General features: G+C 45.4%; 15 protein-coding genes. 11 read left to right on the top strand and 4 right to left on the bottom strand.

Annotation, left to right across the window (positions count from 1 at the left end; all coding sequences use genetic code 11):
• Positions 1-27: 27 nt before the first annotated feature.
• Positions 28-1359 (bottom strand): MATE family efflux transporter, encoded by a 1332-nt coding sequence (locus H8S64_RS18280; RefSeq protein WP_099294005.1) that lies wholly within the window; start codon positions 1357-1359, stop codon positions 28-30.
• Positions 1360-1454: 95 nt separating this feature from the next.
• On the opposite strand from H8S64_RS18280, the gene H8S64_RS18275 reads away from it, so the two are divergent.
• Together H8S64_RS18275 and hydG are read left to right on the top strand one after the other, a co-directional pair.
• On the top strand, positions 1455-1904 hold the full coding sequence (locus tag H8S64_RS18275) for a GatB/YqeY domain-containing protein (protein WP_099294003.1): 450 nt from the start codon (positions 1455-1457) through the stop codon (positions 1902-1904).
• 135 nt (positions 1905-2039) lie between these two features.
• Positions 2040-3545, top strand: a complete 1506-nt coding sequence (hydG, locus tag H8S64_RS18270; protein WP_186978036.1) for a [FeFe] hydrogenase H-cluster radical SAM maturase HydG — start codon at positions 2040-2042, stop codon at positions 3543-3545.
• 75 nt (positions 3546-3620) lie between these two features.
• On the opposite strand, the gene H8S64_RS18265 is transcribed toward hydG, so the two are convergent.
• From H8S64_RS18265 to H8S64_RS18255, 3 genes are all read right to left on the bottom strand, one after another.
• A complete protein-coding gene (locus tag H8S64_RS18265; RefSeq protein ID WP_099294001.1) occupies positions 3621-4370 on the bottom strand; it encodes a hypothetical protein in 750 nt (249 codons plus the stop codon).
• 160 nt (positions 4371-4530) lie between these two features.
• Entirely contained in the window at positions 4531-5922 is a 1392-nt protein-coding gene (locus H8S64_RS18260; protein WP_186978034.1) for an MltF family protein, read from the bottom strand.
• A gap of 250 nt (positions 5923-6172) precedes the next feature.
• Entirely contained in the window at positions 6173-8152 is a 1980-nt protein-coding gene (locus H8S64_RS18255; protein WP_186978032.1) for a putative porin, read from the bottom strand.
• Between the two features lie 80 nt (positions 8153-8232).
• Here H8S64_RS18255 and H8S64_RS18250 point away from each other — a divergent pair, with 80 nt between their 5' ends.
• The 9 genes from H8S64_RS18250 to H8S64_RS18210 all read left to right on the top strand — a co-directional run bounded on the left by H8S64_RS18250 (position 8233) and on the right by H8S64_RS18210 (position 16471).
• Positions 8233-9936 carry a glutamine--tRNA ligase/YqeY domain fusion protein gene (locus H8S64_RS18250; RefSeq protein WP_186978030.1) on the top strand — a complete coding sequence of 568 codons (1704 nt, stop codon included), beginning with the start codon at positions 8233-8235 and terminating at the stop codon, positions 9934-9936.
• A 4-nt stretch (positions 9937-9940) separates the two neighbouring features.
• Positions 9941-10837 (top strand): YitT family protein, encoded by an 897-nt coding sequence (locus H8S64_RS18245; protein WP_186978028.1) that lies wholly within the window; start codon positions 9941-9943, stop codon positions 10835-10837.
• Positions 10838-11001: 164 nt separating this feature from the next.
• Positions 11002-12102, top strand: a complete 1101-nt coding sequence (locus H8S64_RS18240) for an MBL fold metallo-hydrolase (protein ID WP_366482942.1) — start codon at positions 11002-11004, stop codon at positions 12100-12102.
• Between the two features lie 59 nt (positions 12103-12161).
• Positions 12162-12800, top strand: a complete 639-nt coding sequence (locus tag H8S64_RS18235; protein WP_186978024.1) for an MBL fold metallo-hydrolase — start codon at positions 12162-12164, stop codon at positions 12798-12800.
• A 6-nt stretch (positions 12801-12806) separates the two neighbouring features.
• Complete coding sequence (locus H8S64_RS18230) at positions 12807-13502, top strand: 5'-methylthioadenosine/adenosylhomocysteine nucleosidase (RefSeq protein ID WP_186978022.1); 696 nt, start codon at positions 12807-12809, stop codon at positions 13500-13502.
• A 2-nt stretch (positions 13503-13504) separates the two neighbouring features.
• A complete protein-coding gene (locus tag H8S64_RS18225) occupies positions 13505-13987 on the top strand; it encodes an S-ribosylhomocysteine lyase (RefSeq protein ID WP_099293988.1) in 483 nt (160 codons plus the stop codon).
• Positions 13984-14847, top strand: a complete 864-nt coding sequence (locus tag H8S64_RS18220; protein ID WP_186978020.1) for a metal ABC transporter solute-binding protein, Zn/Mn family — start codon at positions 13984-13986, stop codon at positions 14845-14847. Before H8S64_RS18225 ends, H8S64_RS18220 begins: the two co-directional genes overlap by 4 nt.
• A 4-nt stretch (positions 14848-14851) precedes the next feature.
• On the top strand, positions 14852-15607 hold the full coding sequence (locus tag H8S64_RS18215) for a metal ABC transporter ATP-binding protein (RefSeq protein ID WP_099293985.1): 756 nt from the start codon (positions 14852-14854) through the stop codon (positions 15605-15607).
• Between the two features lie 63 nt (positions 15608-15670).
• Entirely contained in the window at positions 15671-16471 is an 801-nt protein-coding gene (locus H8S64_RS18210; RefSeq protein ID WP_099293983.1) for a metal ABC transporter permease, read from the top strand.
• Positions 16472-16642 lie beyond the last annotated feature (171 nt).

Genomic DNA, 16642 nt, shown 5'->3' with positions numbered 1-16642 from the left:
ATAGAGAAAAAGAGTTTATAAATCCTTTTACAGTTTTTTCTGTTGCCATTTCACGTATCTCAAGTAAAACCAAGAAACGATACCGATAAGCATGCCATAGGTGACCTCGACAGTCCACACGAATTCCACGTTAGCGTGCACGACGGTGGTGAGCAGCCATGTCTGGAATGTGTAGAATACGAGTACGAATGATTCGAGTATCAAGGCATGAGTCGTGTTGCCCGTTCCGGATATGGCTTCAAAGAACGTGATCCCGAAGCAGAAGCTGAGCGCGGCTAATCCGACCACGTAAAGGGAAGGCATGGAGGCGGTAATCAGATCACTGCTGTTGGAGTAGATAGATAACACTTGTTGCGGGAAGATATAGCATATCAATAACACCGGAAGCACGCTTAGCATGGCGAGTTTCATGATCCGCCGCAAGGTAGGCATGATTTCCGGTTGCCGTTGTTCCCCGATGAGTCGGCTGGTAAGGGTATTGGCTGTCGCCCCGTAACCGAAGACGGGGATAAGTATCAGCATATAAACGCTACGGACGACGATCGTGATGGCGATAGGACGTTCGCCCATGTGTTCGATGAGCATGAAAAAGATGTACCATGTCCCGAAAGACAGTAGTTTTTGCAACATGGTGGGGAACGCTGTTTTGAGTACGGTCAGCATGAGCCATCCTTCCAGTTTGTGGAAGGAGAATAAGGCGTACTGTTTGATGGGGAGTTTCAGCAACGTGTAGAAAATGAAAATCAAGAATGCCGATATTTCAGCCATGACGGAGGCTAGGGCGGCTCCGCCGACTCCCATCTCTGGAAAACCGAATTTACCGAAGATCAACAGGTAATTGAATACCACGTTGATAGTTGCCATGGCGGCAGTGGAGTAACCTATGATTTTCGTGTTGGAGAGCCCGATATATAAAGCCCTGAACAAGAAGTTGAAGCACACGAATATAATCCCGTAATGGCGGTATGACATGTATTCCATCGCCGCCTCGTAGATATTGGGCGACTGTATGGAAGCTCCCAAGAGTACATCACTGAAATATCGTTGAATGAGGAATAGCGACGTGGATAGCAGGAACACGAAACATAACCCGTGCTCGAAAACAACCCCGATCCGGTTCAGACGTCCTTCTCCCAACCGCCGTGCCACGATGATCTGGATCCCGATGGAAAATCCCCATGCCAGCGTGGAAAACACGTAATAGTAGATTCCTGCCATGGCGGAAGCACCTAGGGCGATCTCGCTGACACGCCCCAGAAAGGCGGTGTCCGTTAAGGTAATGAGTGTTTGTGCCAAACTTCCAAGGATAATAGGGTAGGCTATATTCCAAACTGTTTTGTTCGTGATGACCGTCTTCATGTGTTCTTGTTTTGGCTGCAAAATTAACGGATAATCTTTATAAATTGCAGAATAAATTGTAACTTCGTGGGTTATAAATTTAAATTCAAGCAAAAATGACAATAGAAGAGCAAGTTAGTAAGGGCATCATGGCAGCCATGAAAGCGAAAGATACGATCCGCCTTGAGGTTTTAAGAAATATAAAGAAGGTCTTCATCGAGGCTAAATCCGTGGCAGGAGCCCCGGAGCAGATTGCCGACAGCGAAAGTATCAAGATCATCCAGAAATTGGCAAAACAAGGACGGGAGTCTGCCGAAATTTACAAGCAACAGGGGCGTGAGGATTTGTACGCTCATGAAATGGCTCAAGTGGAGGTGATGAACGAGTTTTTGCCGAAACAGTTGAGTGAAGATGAATTGCGTGTTGCCTTGAAAGGAATTATCGAGAAAACGGGTGCAACTTCAGCCAAAGAAATGGGGAAAGTGATGGGTGTTGCTACCAAAGAGTTGGCCGGAATAGCTGACGGCAAAATGATTTCCGCTATTGTAAAAGAGTTGTTGGCGTAATCACGTGCTAATAAGTCCGCGTAAGATCGGGGTATTTTATTGATTCCGTCTATGACGTGATTGAAAATAAGTATCAGGGATGGGGAGGAATTGAGTAAATAATTCCGATCTTTGTATAAGATTAAAATGAAAGAAATGGCTACTGTGAAAGATTGGACTGCTCATGTTATTAAACAGGCAGAGATTGATAAGTATCTGGTTGACGGGAAAGATTTTATTGACGAGGAAAAGATATTTGAAGAGATCGAAAAGGGCAAGAAGCCCGATAAGCAACGAGTGCGCGATATTTTACAAAAATCGCTGGAAATAAAAATATTGACGCCTGACGAGACGGCTACTTTGTTGAACGTGGAAGACCCTGAACTCTTTCACGAGATGCAAGAGGCTGCCTTGGAAGTGAAGAAAAGAGTGTATGATAACCGTATCGTTTTCTTTGCCCCGTTATACTTGTCGAATTTGTGCGTGAATAGTTGTAAATACTGTGGTTTCCGGGCAGAAAATAAAGAGGAGATTCGCCACGTGTTGTCGATGGACGAGGTGCGGGAGGAAACGGCCGCGGTGATCGACGAGGGACACAAGCGAATGATTGCCGTGTATGGCGAGCACCCGATGAATGGGGCTGACTATATAGCCGAATCTATCTCCACGATTTATTCGGTGAAACGGGAAACTCCTACCGGGAACGGTTTTAATAATATCCGACGGGTGAACGTGAACGCGGCACCCATGGAGATTGCCGATTTGAAGAAATTGTGGAGAGCGGGTATCGGTACGTTCCAAGTGTTCCAAGAAACTTATCACCGGGAGAGATACGCGGAATTGCACCCGGCCAACACGGTGAAAGGGAATTACCGTTGGCGTCTTTACGCAATGCATCGTGCCATGGAGGCAGGAATCGACGATGTGGCTATCGGGGCGCTGTTCGGGTTGTACGACTGGAAGTTTGAAGTGATGGGATTGTTGCATCATGCTTTGGATTTGGAACGCCAGTTCGGTATCGGACCGCACACGGTGTCTTTCCCGCGCATGCAACCGGCCCCGGGGTCTTTCTTGAGCGAGAATTCTCCTTATCTGGTCAGCAATGACGCCATGAGGCGGGTGGTTGCGGTGTTGCGTCTGGCGATCCCGTATAGCGGGTTGATCGTGACTGCACGCGAGGAACCGAACTTGAAACGGGATTTACTGACTCATTTCGGGTGCACGCAAACCGACGCTTCTTCAAAATTGGGTATCGGGGCTTACGCCAAAAAATTGAAACAGGAGGAGAATATCGAGAAAGTCCAATTTATGTTGGGTGACCAGCGTTCTCTCGATGAAGTGATACGGGAATTGGCTAACGACGGGATGATTACCTCTTTCTGTACTGCCGGCTATCGTTGCGGGCGTACTGGAGATAAGATCATGACCCTGTTGGAAAAAGGAGTCGAGGGTAAGTTTTGTAAGTTAAACGCTGTTTTGACCTTCCGGGAGTACTTGAATGACTATGCTTCTCCCGCGACCCGTGAGATCGGCGAGAAACTGATCGAGCAGGAATTAAGAGAGATCGAGGCTACCCCCTTCTTTAGTAAGAATAAATTACTCCCGACCTTCCGTTCATATTACGACCGGATCGCGAGAGGGGAAAGAGATTTATACATGTAATTTACAATTTTAGATTTTAAATTTTAGATTGAAATAATCCATGAAATTTAAAATCTAAAATCCATAAATTTAAAATTAAAACGGAAGTTTGAGCGTAATTCGTTCGGCTTCCTTTTTTCTTTTTATTTCTTCCCGTTCACCTTTGCGGAACACGTAGACAAGTCCGAAGCGTTCGCATTTTTGGCGGCGTTCTTCTTCGTCGTCTATATCGGCGTAATGTGCCTCAATTTCGTTCCACAGGGAAAGAATGTATTCGTCTGCTTCACTCCGGTATTGTGCTACTTCGGCACTACAGCGGGCAGAGTTTTGTTGGAATTGTTTTTGAGAAGCGTAGGCTTGCTTGAAGTTCTCGTAATTTACTTTAACCAAAGCGATAGAGGGACTATATATCGGATTTCCGCCCCCTTTACGGGTGCGTTCCTGTTCTCCGGCTATTATTTTTGCACCCCATTCCAACAAATCTTGGTCGGAAACGAGTGAAGGAAGTTTGGTATCATCTTCCGCTATATCGTAAAATGTACGCGCGATAGGTTTTAACTCTCCTCGTGCAATAGTAAAATTCAGCACTTGCAAAAAGTGCGATATATATAGTTTGGCTTTTTTAGTGTATTCCCCGTATTTCCGGCTATTTACCATTTGTTTTTCTCTGGCACATTGTGAATTTGTGATTGCCGTTTTGAATTTCGGTAAAAAGAATTCAATTTTTTGCCTTAGGCTCAAAGAAAACGGTAAATTATTGATATCAGAGAAATCCTCTTTGTTCAAGGCCGTTTCCAATGCCCTTATCCTCGCTGCATCTGTATTCGGTAATCTTCTGTAAGGCATGTCTTTAATAATTAATAAAATGATGATCGAAACTCTGATGCGAAGGTATGAAAAAAATAAAAGTAAATCAATATTCGCCTGAGGTATTTTTAGATTTACGATTTATGATTTTAGATTGAATGATTCTTTAACCACGAAATCGTAAATCATAAATCGTAAATCATCTTGGGATGGTATTTCTATAATGGGTATAGTTTTCGATGATGTTATTCACGAAGTTGAAGGTTTGTTTGCCGTCGCAATAGCCGTTGCGGGACAGGGTGTCCCGGTATATTTCGGGGCGGGATTTGTAACGGATGAAGTAATCTACATTATTATTCCAGATGTTCGGGTTTTTCCCGTAGGATTCGGCTAATCTCATGGCGTCGAACACGTGTCCCGCTCCGGCATTGTACGCGGCTAAAGTAAATTTGATCCGGTTTAAGGTGTCGAGGTCATATTTGGTAAACATTTTTTCAAGGTATTGGAGATAGTAACTTCCTACTTTGATGTTATCTTCCGGCTCTATGTAATCTTCGAAACCGAGTTGCAACGCGGTTTCCGGCATCACTTGCATTAATCCGACAGCCCCGTAATTGGATGTCGCTTCCGGGTCGAATCCGGATTCTTGGAAAATTATGGCAGCCAGCAAACGCCAATCCCAACCTATTTTGGCGGCTTCTTTTTTGATGATCGGGTCAAAGCTGGATATAATCCCGTTTTTTAATTTGTAGTATTTCGAGTTGTGGAGCGAAGTGACGTAACTGCTTTTGTAATAGCGGTTGTAAAGTACGGGAAACTTTTCCCTTTTCTTCATGGCTCCCAACCATTGGTTTACTTCATGGAGCAGGTATTTTGCTTTTCCGGCTACTGCCCACGCCACGGGTTCCGCTCCCGATAATTCCAGAGAGTAATCTATGTGTGTCATGTATTGGGCCGCGATCTGCGCAATATTTTTATCTATCACGGTAAGTGGAAGTTCACCTTTCTCTACTTGTAGGAGGATATCTTCATAAGTAAGATATTCTACTTCCGTGATCTTTAAATTCAGTTGAAGAGAATCACTCAATTCCCGGAGAAAACTTTTGTATGTAGTACCCTCTTGAACGAAAATTTCTTTTCCACGTAAATCTTGTATGTCCCGTATTAAAGAATCTTGTTTCTTGTTTTGTACCAGTACGTTACTCGTGTAGAATAACGGGTTAGTGAAACTGATTTGTTCTTTCCTGTCGTCCGTAACCGAAAGACTCATGGCTACCAGATCGTATTTCCCCTCGTTTAATTCCCGAAGACAATCTTCCACGTTGGAATTGACCTCGATATGTAATTTAACATCGAGAAAATCGGCGAGATCTTTTACCAGATCGTAATGAAAACCTTTCGGGATGCCTTTATACACGTAGTAGTCTGTCGTGTTGTAATAAGTACATACATTTAAGACGCCTCGTCGCTCGATTTTTTCCAGCGTCCCGGCATCGGGTATAATAAATGGTTCTTCTTCGCGTTTTGTCTCGCAGGCCGATAAACAAAACCAGAATAACCAAGTGTATGTAATAACTCTTATTATATACATGGTGCAAAGATACGAAATAAAATGGAAATCGTGTAGTTGTTGATTTCGAGAGGTCTATTCGAGAAATAACATTGTTACCCTTGCTCTATTCTTGCTCTACCCATTCGCTACCTCATGAACGTATCATGAACGTATCATCTTCGTAGCATAGACGCTCACGAGTGTTTATGCTGCGAAAGAGTAGGGTTTTTGATATGAGTACGGGCGAGCGAATCCCTAGAGAACGGTCAAATGCACCTCGGCGGACGTTTTAATCAAAGAAATTCCAACGGATGCCGAATTTTACTTTGGCAGGGTTGATCGGGTAGGTGTAGGCGGAAAAGTAATCCCGACTTCCTAAGCGCTCGTTGGCATGCTCGTATTTCACGAACAGGTCGGCACGTTTGATGTTCAGCGTGAGGAACACGTCGAGTTTTGGGTAGTTGCCGGTCTTCTCGATATCTTGGTTGTAGAACTGCATGATACTCGGGTCGTAGGCGTTGGAATAGAACGAGGTGTTGTAGAACAAGTCTATACCGATTTGCAGTCCCAATACTTTTTTAAATAGACGGTTTTGGTAGTAGTTGTGGGAGTATAGCGCAACTTTGGGAAGTTGCAATACTTCGTCCTTGTTACAGATCTGGTAGTACACTTTTTGATCGAAGTAGAATTTACCTAATCTGAAAATTTGTTTCGCCCATGCCGTGAATACGACTAAATTACCGTCATATTGACGGGGATAGGCCGTGGTGTCGAAATAGATATAGTTTTTCGTGTTGTTCAGAGCGATTCCGACTTCGGTACGGAGGCGTTTGTTGTTATAGTGTCCTTTGATGTTGTAGGCATGGATTTTGGAGAAATTCGTTTCCCATTGGTTGTGATTTCCCGTGTATTGGTCATAATAGCGGTTGGGGGTGGTTGTTTCCAATAGGGCATACGCCGTCACGGATGAATTTCTGTTTCGGCTTAGGTATTGGACAATTTTTCCCTCTAAGGAATAGTCGGCAGAATACTCCCCGGCAAGGCAGAAACTGCCCCAGATATCAAAATTGAACATGGTGGTCGAGTCCATGTTGAACGTTCCCGCGGTGAGGTAGGTTCCGGTGTATTTGTTTGTTGCCCGGTTGTTGATTGTGTCCGAAGATACACGTTGGTCGTATTTCAGGTATTTGAATTTTAACCCGGCGTACACGCCCGGCAGGTATTTGTATTTTGGATGTTCGTTTAGTATGAACTTGGCGTCTATTTCGTATTTTTGGTTGTTGGTGATGTCTTGGTTGGACTGGGTGTTTAAGTAGGTCGTGTCCCAAAAATTGGTTTCAACGCTTTCTTCTCTGAAACGGTAACGATTGTCCTCGACTTTCAAGGCGAGTGCAAATTTCATCGGGTAAGTGTACGTGGTATCCATGTTGATGGAGTCCACGGGTGTGATGATTTCTTTGGCATTTCCGAGGTTGTATTGTGCCAGCGTGCTGAGATTAAAGTTGGCTATGTTGTTTCGGGGTTCCATGACTAGCTTCGTTCCGATTATTTTTGGATCAAGCACGGTATCCCGGACTTCAGCCAAAACTTCAATACCGCCGTTCTCCGCGTAATGTCCCACGTTCTGGTTCAGAAAGAAGGATACTGCCACTCTTTCTTTCTCGTATGAACTGAAAACGGAGAAGTTGTATGTTTTTGATTTCTGGTACGAGTATGCCCCGTCCGCGGACATGAGGTTGTACCGGAATCCTGCGTTCCAGAACGGGTTGATGTTTTGCATGTACCACACGTCTACCCGGTCTTCTGTTTTTCCTCGTCCACCCCCGTTAAAGTAGCTGATTTGGGCGAAAGCGGTAGAGGTGTTGTAATCCAAGGCGTCCTCGGGACGGAAAAGGTAATCCCGTACCCTGTCGAGCGGAAAAAAATCTTCTCCGCGGGGGCGAAGGATGAAAACATTGGAAATATAAGGTGAGGGTAGGTTGCCGAGGTAGGTGTTGGACACGCTGTGTTTGAATATGGGGTTCGTGTTGTGTATCCCGTCGGTCAGGGTGTCCGTCATGGACATATATTGTTTGTACACGCCGTCGTGCATCCATTTCCACGCCACTCGTTGCGGTTTCACGTACCGTTGTTCTCCTCTCGTGCTATCTTGGTCAAAAGCGCTACGCCGGGGATCCTCCTCGTCCGGATGCCCGTAATCAAAATCGCTCTGCGCTAAAGACGTGAGCGATATTAAGCAGCATAATATGGTGTAAAATATATATTTCATGGCGTGCAAATATACGGAAACTTTTAAAACTCTCATAAATTAATTACCTTTGCGGTCGAATATGTTATAAAATTTTCAGTATGGATAAGAATTATCTCGTGGAAGAAGAAGGTGAAGGCAAATCGTTGAACTTCATCGAACAGATTATTGAGGAGGAGTTGGCCGAGGGGAAGAACGGCGGTCGGGTACATACGCGTTTCCCGCCCGAGCCGAACGGTTATTTGCATATCGGTCATGCAACTTCTATTTGCTTGAATTTCGGATTGGCTGCCAAGTACAACGGTAAGTGCAATCTGCGTTTTGATGACACGAATCCTTCTAAAGAGGATGTCGAGTATATTGATTCCATACAACAAGATATTCAATGGTTAGGTTTCCAGTGGGAAGGGGAAACTCATTACGCCTCCGATTATTTCCAGCAATTGTATGATTGGGCGGAGAAGTTGATTGCGGAGGGGAAAGCTTACGTGGATGACCAACCGGCAGAGGTGATCAGCGCACAACGTATGAACCCGATGGAACCGGGAGTGAACAGTCCTTACCGGGATAGGACTCCGGAGGAAAATCTGGATTTATTCCGGCGGATGAAGGCAGGGGAGTTTCAAGCCGGGGAGAAAGTATTGCGGGCTAAAATAGATATGGCTTCGTCCAACATGTTGATGCGTGACCCGATTTTGTACCGGATCATGCACGTGGCGCATCACCGCACGGGTGATAAATGGTGTATCTACCCGATGTATGATTTCACACACGGGCAAAGTGATTATATCGAGGGGATTACTCATTCTATTTGTACTTTGGAGTTCGAGGTGCATCGCCCGTTATACAATTGGTTTTTGGATCAGTTGTTCGACACGGAATACCGTCCCCGTCAGATTGAGTTTGCCCGTCGTAATTTGAGTTACACGGTGATGAGTAAACGCCGTCTGTTGGAACTGGTGCAGAAGGGTATTGTTGCCGGGTGGGATGATCCCCGGATGCCTACGATCACGGCTTTGCGCCGCGCGGGATACACGCCCGAGTCTATTCGTGCTTTTGCGGAGAAAGTGGGTGTGGCTCGCCGGGAGATCGTGGTCGATATGGCGTTGTTGGAGTTTTGCGTGCGGGAACATTTGAACAAGGTGGCTCCCCGTGTAATGGCGGTGCTTGATCCGGTGCGGGTGGTGATAGATAACTATCCGGAAGGACAGACCGAAGTGGTTGAGATCGAGAATAACCCGGAAGATGAGGCTGCCGGAACGAGAATGGTGCCGTTCTCCCGTGAGTTGTTTATCGAACGGGATGATTTCATGGAAGAGGCCCCGAAGAAGTTCTTCAGGATGACGATCGGCAACGAGGTACGGTTGAAAGGTGCGTATATTGTGAAATGCGAGAGCGTGGAGAAAGATGCAGAAGGAAATGTTACGACAATCCATTGCACGTACGATGCCGAAACGCGTAGTGGTACCGGTGCCGCGAGCAACCGGAAGGTAAAGGGAACACTTCACTGGGTTTCCGCACCCGATGCGATAGAGGCAGAGGTACGTTTATACGATCGTTTGTTTAAAGATCCGGATCCTGCCGGACACAAGGATATCGATTTCAAAGAGTTCTTGAACGAGAATTCGTTGAGAGTGTTGACGGGGTGTAAGTTGGAGCCGAGTTTGAAAGATGCCAAGGAAGGCGATCGTTTTCAGTTCCAGCGTTTGGGGTATTTCTGCGTGGATAAAGATTCCAAACCGGGGGCACTGGTGTTTAATCGTACCGTGGGATTAAAGGATACGTGGGCAAAACAAAACAATTAATACAATGAAAGTTACGAGGGATAAGTTTGCAAGAGAAGCGCGGGTGTACTTGTTGATTACGTTCGGTTTGCTGATCTATACTTTTGCCGTTACCGCGTTTTTGGCGCCGCATCGTATGGTGGGCGGTGGTGTGACCGGTATTTCGACAATTATTTATTTTCTTTCCGGGGAGGTGATTCCTATCGGGTATAGCTATTTCGTGATTAACTTTTTGCTGGTGGCGATAGCGATTAAGGTGCTCGGGCCCCGGTTCGGTTTCAAGACGATATATGCTATTTTCATGAGTTCGTTCCTGTTGAGTTTGTTACAGAATCTGATTCATGAGCCGCTGTTGGAGGACAAATTCATGTGCGCGGTACTTTCCGGTATCATGTGTGGTGCGGGTATCGGGATTTCGCTTGCTAACGGAGGCAGTACGGCGGGTACGGATATCGTGGCAATGATGATTAACAAGTACCGGAATATCAGTCCCGGTAAGATTATCATGTATATCGACGTGTTTATTATCGGTTGTAGTTATTTTATCGGGGAAAATACGGCAGTCGATCCGACGGCAAAGATTGCCACGATTATCTACGGTTACGTGGTTATGGGTGTGAACTCGTACACGATTGATCTCGTGTTCACGGGACAGATGCAATCCGTGCAGTTCTTTATTTTCTCGTTAAAATACAAGGAGGTTGCTGATCTGATTACTCATGATTTGAAACGGGGTGTAACCGTCGTGGATTGTCAAGGCTGGTACACGGGTGAGGCACGCAAAATGTTAATTGTGGTAGCCCGCAAGAGTGAGATGCAGAATATTATGCGTGTGACGAAATTGGCTGATCCGGACGCGTTCCTCACGATGAATACGGTCATGGGTGTGTACGGTAGGGGATTTGATACGCTGCGGACTTAGGGAGTTCGTAAAGTTTATAAGGTTCATAAGGTTTATAAAGTTGCCATTCCTCACGAGGGGCTTCTTTATAAACCTTATTTTTTTGATAAAACACACTAATTTATAATGACGTTGTGTCTTTATGGAATTGAGTGGCACGGTGTTTGATAATTAAAAGGATTGATATGAGGTCATTAAAAAAGCATAGGAGACACATGGTAATTTGGAGTGTATTAGGCGTTGTCGCGGTGATTGCCGTGATAGCGGTTGTTTTCGTGAATCAACGGAGTTTTGGCAGACTTCCCCGGGGGGAGCGAATGGAGCGTGTGAAGCGTTCGCCTCATTACAGGGACGGACGGTTTCAAAATTTGCATGAAACCGTGATGATTGCTTCTGACAAGGGGCGTGTCGGGACTATGATTGATTTTTTGTTCAGAAAAACAGAAAGGCTGCGACCGGAGACGGCAGTGCCTGTCATTAAGACAGATTTGCGGAGTATCCCCTTGGACGAGGAGGTGGTCGTGTGGTTCGGGCATTCATCCTATCTGATCCAAACGGGAGGAAAAAGAATACTGGTCGATCCGGTATTTTGCATGGCTTCCCCGGTATCATTTGTCAATAAGCCTTTCAAGGGAACGGATGTTTATAAGCCGGAAGATATGCCGGATATCGATTATCTGGTGATTTCCCATGACCATTGGGATCATTTGGACTACGGAACCGTGACTGCATTGAAGAATCGGGTTGGCAAGGTTATATGCGGATTGGGAGTCGGGGAACATTTCGAGTATTGGGGATTTGACAAGGAACGTATCGTGGAATTGGATTGGTTTGAAGACTCCGTGCTGGATGATGGTTTTGCCGTTCATTGTTTGCCGGCGCGTCACTTCTCGGGACGGGGATTGTCTGCCAACCAGACGCTGTGGGCTTCTTTTCTCGTGGAGAGTCCCTCGAGGAAGATATATATAGGTGGTGATGGGGGGTATGACACGCATTTCGCCGAGATTGGCAAGCGTTTCCCGGGTATTGATCTTGCGGTCATCGAGAACGGGCAATATAATGAAGATTGGAAGTATATTCATGTGATGCCGGATTACTTGGAACAGATCGCGATGGATTTGGGGGCGAAGAGTGTTTTGACGGTGCATCATTCGAAATATGCTTTGGCAAGGCATCCTTGGGATGAACCGTTGAAGAACGCATTGAAGATGAGAGAAGATGTCCCTTTTGAAGTACTTATACCTACTATCGGGGAAATAGTTCGGAACGAGAAGGTGGAACAATGAGGTTTTTTTCTCGTTCTCGCGATTTTATGTTATTTTTGTCTGAATAAAATGCATGATAGATGAAGATAAAAGTATTTGTTAATAATCCATGGCAGGAGAACACGATTGTGTTGTACGATGAAACGGGGGAAGCCGTGGTGATTGATTGCGGTTGTTTTTCGAAAGACGAAGAGCGACGTTTGATAGATTTTCTGGCGGAAAATCATTTGAAACCGGTAGCGTTGTTGAATACGCACTTGCATATAGATCATATTTTCGGGAATAATTTTATGCTGGACGAATACGGGTTGTCTGCCCGGGCGCATGAAGCGGATTCGTTTTGGGTGGAAGATGCGGAGAAGTATGCGGCGATGTTGGGAATACGAGGAATTACACCGCCTCCGGCGTTGGGAGAATATTTGCATGACGGGGATGTCGTGAAATTCGGGCATTCGGAATTGAAGGTGATTCATGTACCGGGACATTCACCGGGGGGACTTTGTTTCTATAGCGAACAGGATAAATTGCTTGTTGCCGGGGATGTGTTGTTCCAAGGGAGTATCGGACGCGCAGATTTACCCGGGGGAGATATGCGTCAGTTGATAGACGGAATCCGGGAAAAATTGTTCGTGTTGCCGGATGATGTGCGGGTAATACCGGGACACGGCGGGTTTACCACGATAGGAGAAGAGAAACGTATGAATCCATTTTTTCAATAAAAAAAGATGAAGAAGATCGGTATAATTGTAGCCATGACTTCGGAATACGGTCTGGTGAAATCTTTACTTGACGGGGGAAAGGAACGTTTGGTTCGGGGAATCCCCTTTATCGAGGGGCGTATGAGAGAAGTTGACGTCGTGTTGGCCAAAAGTGGGATCGGTAAGGTTTGTGCGGCGGTAGGGACGTTGGAAATGATCCGGCAATATGCCCCGGAGGTGATTGTAAACACGGGTGTTGCCGGGGGAATAGACCCGTTGACACAAGTTATGGATATCGTGATCGGGGAGAACATGGTTTATCATGACGTGTGGTGTGGCGAGGGAAACGAGTACGGGCAGATTCAAGGATTGCCGGCTCGTTTTGTTTCGGATAAGAAATTGTATGAACAGGCTTTGTCCGTGAAACATGACGGGAATGTATACGGGGGATTGATTTGCAGCGGTGATCGTTTCGTGACGGAGAAAGAGGAGTTGACCGAGATCAAAAAGCGTTTTCCCGAAGGCTTGGCGGTTGATATGGAATCGACCGCTATCGCGCAAGTATGCTACTTGTGTGGCGTACCTTTCTTGAGTTATCGTATTATTAGCGATACCCCGGGAGTGAAAGATCATTACAATCAATATTTGAATTTCTGGGAAGAGGCTCCCAAACGCTCTTTCGAGATGATTAGAAAGTTAATCACTGTTTTATCAGAAGAATAAAGATGAAAAAAATACCTAGTTTTACCATAGATCATCTTCGCCTGTCGCGGGGAATCTACGTGTCCCGTAAAGATTATGTAGGAGAAGAGGTGATCACGACGTTTGATATACGTATGAAGGAGCCTAACCGAGAGCCCGTGTTGGGACAGGGGGAATTGCACACGATAGAACATCTCGCGGCGACTTATTTAAGAAATCACGAGACGTGGGGCGACAAGATTATTTTCTGGGGACCGATGGGGTGCTGCACGGGAAATTATTTTTTGATGCGGGGTGATTTGACTTCTCGTGATATCGTGGAATTGATGCGGGAAACATTCCGTTTTATTCGTGATTTTGAAGGTGAAGTTCCCGGTGTTGCTGCAAAAGATTGTGGTAATTATCTATTACATAATCTGCCGATGGCGAAATACGAGGCTGCTAAATATCTGGCGGAAGTGCTGGACGTGATCGAGGAAAAGAATCTGATATATCCGGGCGAATGAGAATAGGAATCATTTTAATGTTGGTTGCCTTGCTTTGGGCTTGTGATGAAAACAAGGATCGGGAGAAGACGATCAGCGTGAGTATCTTGCCTCAACGTTATTTCGTGGAGCGTATCGCGGGGGATTACGTGAAGGTGAACGTGATGATTCCGCCGGGGGCTAATCCTGCCGTGAGTGATTTAAGTACCGAACAGTTGAAAGCGTTGCATAATAGTTCTATCTATTTTGCCGTGGGGTATCTACCTTTCGAAATTAGTAATTTATATCCTTTTCTGGAAAAACAGGAGAAGCATATACAACTCGTGAAGCAATCCGAGGGGATGGAGCTGGAAGAGGGAACGTGTGATTGCGGGCATCATCATACACACCCCGGTAATTTTGACCCTCACGTGTGGATGTCTCCAAGATACGCGGGTATGATGGCGCAAACGATATGTAAGGTGTTATCTGAAAAGTTTCCGGAGAAGAAGACCGAGTTCGAGCAGAATTTCAAGCAGTTCAAACAGGAGATTGACAGTATCGACGCAGAAGCCCGAAGGATTATTCCCGCGAAGCAGAACAAGACTTTCTTGATTTATCATCCGGCTTTGACTTATCTGGCGAAAGATTACGGTATGGAACAGATCGCGATCGAGGACGAGGGAAAAGAACCTAATCCGTCACATATCAAGGCGGTGGTCGATACTTGTCGGGCAAAAGGTATAAAGATTGTATTTATCCAGAACCAATTTGACGTGATGAATGCCAAAGCTATAGCCCGGGAGATCGACGGCGAGGTTATTGCCATTGATCCGTTGAGTGCGGACTGGAAAAAGGAAATGGAATCGTTGCTTCGGATTATAGAACAAAAAATGGAATAACCGGATGAAAGAGATTTTGGAGTTGAAAGATATTTCGGCAGGTTACGAGCAAACGACCGTGTTGCAAGGAGTGAACTTGACCATACGGGAGAATGATTTTGTTGGAATTATCGGGCCGAACGGGGGGGGGAAAACGACTTTGTTAAAGGTTATATTAGGGTTGATAAAGCCTTTCTCTGGGAAGATCATTTATCACACGTCCAAGCAATCGTTGTTCGGGTATTTGCCTCAAAACAGTAAGTTCGACGCTCGTTTCCCGATCAGTGTAAAGGAAGTAGTGTTATCCGGATTGATGTCCGAGAAAGGGATATTTCATTCTTACACGAAAGCTGACCGGGGGAAGGTGGATGAGATACTGGAAAAGTATGGCATGCTCAGATATAAAAATCGTCCGATCGGAGAGCTTTCCGGGGGACAGATGCAGCGGGTATTTTTGTGTCGGGCTATCATATCCTCCCCGAAGATACTGATTCTGGATGAACCGTCCACTTACGTGGATTCGAATTTCGAGATTGAGTTTTATTCTTTGTTGAAAGAGTTGAACGAGAAAATGAGTATCGTGATGGTTTCACACGATTTGGGAACTATTTGTTCCTACGTGAAGACTATTGCTTGCGTGAACGGGGGATTGCATTATCACGAATCGAACTTGATTACACCGGAACAGTTGAAGTTGTATAACTGTCCGATCGAGTTGATTTCCCACGGAACCGTACCGCATCGGGTGTTGTTGGATCACGACAAGGCAATTGAAAATTGAAAAAACACTGTCCTTGCGCGGTGGGAATCTAAAATCATAAATCATAAATCTAAAATTACCAAGGTGTTTGAATTATTAAGATACGGTTTTTTCCAGAACGCAATTTTGTGCACGATATTGATCGGCGTGAGTTGTGGGTTAATCGGGACATATATTGTTGCCAAACGAATGGTTTTTATTAGCGGGGGGATCACGCATGCTTCTTTCGGGGGATTGGGATTGGCTTATTTTTTAGGTTTGTCACCTCTTTTCGGGGCTGCCGTATTTGCCTTGGCAGCGGCATTTTGTATTTTATACCTTTCGGATAATAAGCGGTTTAAGGAAGATTCTTTGATTGGTATCTTTTGGTCGGCGGGTATGGCGATAGGAGTGTTGTTTATTTACCTGACTCCGGGATACGCGCCTAATTTATTGTCTTATCTGTTCGGGAATATTCTTACGGTCACGGGGGAACAGGTGATTCTGTCGGGAGTGTTGTGTCTGGCAATTATCTTGTTTTTCGCGAAGTTTTATCGTCCGTTGTTTTATATCGCTTTTGACAAGGAGTACAGTCGGACGCATTTTGTCGCTTTAAACGGGTTGGAGATTGGTATTACCGTGCTGATAGCCTTGTGTATCGTGCTGTGTATGAAGTTGGCGGGAATTATTTTGGTGATTTCTTACCTGACGATGCCTCAAGCAATAGCGGGTATGTTTTACAAGAACTTCACGAAACAATTGGTTTTATCCACGATTATTAGTTGCGTGGGTTCTGTTATCGGGCTTTTCGCGTCAGCAGCATTGAAGCTCCCGTCCGGGGCAACGATTGTGCTTTGTTTTTTGCTGATATTTATTGTTTGTTATTTATTACGCCGCCGTAAATGAAAAGTCGAGCATTCGGCTTAAGCAGGGAGGTGTGTCAAAACACACCTCTAGTCTATAAAGTTCATAAAGTCGAGCATTCGGCTCCTAAGGTCTATAAAGTCTATAATCCAATAAATTAATGATATTCAATATAATGATACGCATACCACCCGCACGTTTGACCTTACGACC

Source organism: Butyricimonas hominis (assembly GCF_014287455.1).
Taxonomy (GTDB): domain Bacteria; phylum Bacteroidota; class Bacteroidia; order Bacteroidales; family Marinifilaceae; genus Butyricimonas; species Butyricimonas muris.
This window is presented reverse-complemented; position numbering and strand designations above follow the sequence as displayed.